This window comes from Stenomitos rutilans (genome assembly GCF_059505485.1).
This window is the reverse complement of the sequence record NZ_JCACKR010000074.1, coordinates 1-2626: the sequence shown is the minus strand read 5'-3', so window position 1 is coordinate 2626 and position 2626 is coordinate 1. Positions and strand designations below refer to the sequence as shown.

Sequence of the window (2626 nt, the reverse complement as noted above, 5' to 3'; positions counted from 1 at the left end):
TTTGCCGAGCGCATGTTTGTGTAGTGCGATTCGTTCTGACGAAACCGTTAAGGGGGAGTCAGACATCAGTAAAGTAACCGCAAGGTCGAGGGCGCACTTAACTCCTTTACTGATGATAACTTTCTGTCCATGTAGGTGAGATTAGTATCCTAGAACATCAAGTCCTACCGCCCCGGTGCGGGGTTGAAAGCGCATAACCAACCTGCAATGCAGGTTGCCCCTAGCCGACTGAAGCAGACCATTCGAGAGGTTAAAGCGGGGATGAACGTGGCAACAGTGGTAATAGCTGAAAGCACAGACCGCCAGCAAGTGTTCGAGAAGCGAGCCAGACTGAGATCGAATCAAGGAACGGGAACTCGTGGGGTAGAGCAAACGAAGTGTCGTTGAGCCATCGTCAACAGACACCAGGGGAAATAAGCTCGTAGTCCTAGACTACCTCCTGGGTCGGGAATAGCCGACAAGAGTAAGGGCTGTCAGGATCTAGACACCGAGACAGCGCACCCCCTTAACCTCCGGTGGAGAAGACACACCCTGAAGAACACGAACAATGGACAGGAGGAACGAAGTAACCACAAAGCCAACCCGATTGGGGTCGGTCAATCGGCAGCGGGTCGCGTGAGTCAATTGGCATTGTGGCGGGATGGTTCAAGAAGCGAAGGCTCAACCCGAACAGACGGGTAATGCCTGAAAAGGGATGGAGTAATGTCCGAGAGCAGCCGACGTGAACCGCAGAGAGAACCGAGCTAGAGGTGAGAGTAGCGATGGAAAAGCCTAAATCAGCTTTCGTTGAAAAGACTGAGGGATGGAGACAAATCCCCTGGAAACAGGTAGAACGGAGTGTCTTTAAGTTGCAAAAACGCATCTATACCGCTTCCCATTGTGGCGATGTCAAGCGAGTTCGCCAACTTCAGAAAACGTTGTTGAGATCCTGGTCAGGTCGGGTGTTAGCGGTACGTCGCGTGACCCAAGATAACCAAGGCAAGAAAACGGCAGGGGTAGATGGGGTCAAAGCCCTCCTCCCCGCCGCTCGCTTGGACTTGGCAACTGACCTCAAACTTAGCAGTCGTGCTTCACCCACCCGACGAGTCCGGATTCCCAAGCCTGGAAAGGCTGAACAGCGCCCACTGGGGATTCCAACAATGCGTGACCGTGCGACCCAAGCATTGGTCAAACTTGCGCTTGAACCGGAGTGGGAAGCACGCTTTGAGCCAAATAGTTACGGGTTTCGACCGGGGCGCTCGGCTCACGATGCGATTCGACAGATCAAAAACGTCATCCATCGACAAGCTAAATTTGTCTTGGATGCCGATATTGCTCACTGTTTTGACCGCATCAACCATGAATATCTGCTTCAGAAACTACACCTGCAAGGACAACTCAGGCAACAAATTAAAGCCTGGTTAGAAGCAGGAGTCATTGCACTGGGGCAATGGCACGCCACGACGATGGGCACCCCTCAGGGCGGTGTTCTATCGCCTCTATTGGCAAACATTGCCTTACATGGCTTAGAAGAGCGAATCAAAGCGGCATTTCCCTGTGACTCAAGCGGCAAGATCCGAGGGTCTTATGCAAAATATGACGGTCAAATGGTTCGACAACCCGCTTTGATCCGATACGCAGACGACTTTGTGATTTTGTCGGAACATCCAGCGGTGATTCAGCAATGCCGTTCAGTCCTCCAAGGCTGGCTACAAGACGTAGGCTTAAGGCTACGACCGGACAAAACAAGACTCACTCATACGCTGGAAGCAGCGTTGAGTGAGGATGGAAGGGCGGGATTTGATTTCCTTGGACATCATATTCAACAATACCCAACCGGAAAGTACCATGCCGCCAAAGTCTCCCCTCAGAAACGCCTTAGCTATAAAACGCTCATCACTCCTACCAAACAAGCCAGTCAAGCACATCAAGCGGTCATCGGGGAAATGGTGCATCGATTCAAAGCGGCTCCACAAGCAGCCTTAATCCGTGCCTTGAACCCGGTGATCCGAGGTTGGACACAGTATTATCGTGTCTCCAATGCGCAATATGTGGGTGAATTGTCACGGCAAGATCATCTCACATACTTGAAACTGCGGCGCTGGGCTAAACGTCGGTGTCATTCTGCAAAAACCGGAACACTCAAATACTGGAAAACTATCGGCAAGAATCACTGGGTTTTCACCAGTGATGGGGATCAAACCAATCCCCTCCGATTACTCCAGCATAGAGAGTTTGGCAGTAATATCAACGCCTACGTCAAGGTGAAAGGGGACAAGAGTCCTTTCGATGGAGACTGGGTTTACTGGGGCACACGCCAGGGACGCTATCCTGAAATACCACGTCAACAAGCATCATTGCTCAAACGACAACAAGGAAAATGTGCCTGGTGTGGGTTGTATCTTCGCACAGGTGATGTGTTGGAAATTGACCATCAAATTCCTCGTTCTTGTGGCGGACAAGACGATTGGCTCAACCAACAACTGCTTCATCGACATTGCCACGATGTTAAATCTGCCACTGATGGCAGTCGGGAGTCCCAAACTGTCAGTGGGAATCTCTTTGAGTAGCCGTGTGCTTTGAAAGAAGCACGCACGGTTTCGGAGGAGAGGGGGTAGACGGTAACGCCTGCCCTCGACTCTTCGAC

1 protein-coding gene is annotated in these 2626 nt (G+C 51.5%); it reads left to right on the top strand.

Going from position 1 to position 2626, the window contains the following annotated elements; all coding sequences use genetic code 11:
- Positions 1-761 precede the first annotated feature (761 nt).
- A complete protein-coding gene (gene ltrA / locus AC5JLP_RS13595; protein ID WP_496068455.1) occupies positions 762-2549 on the top strand; it encodes a group II intron reverse transcriptase/maturase in 1788 nt (595 codons plus the stop codon).
- Positions 2550-2626 lie beyond the last annotated feature (77 nt).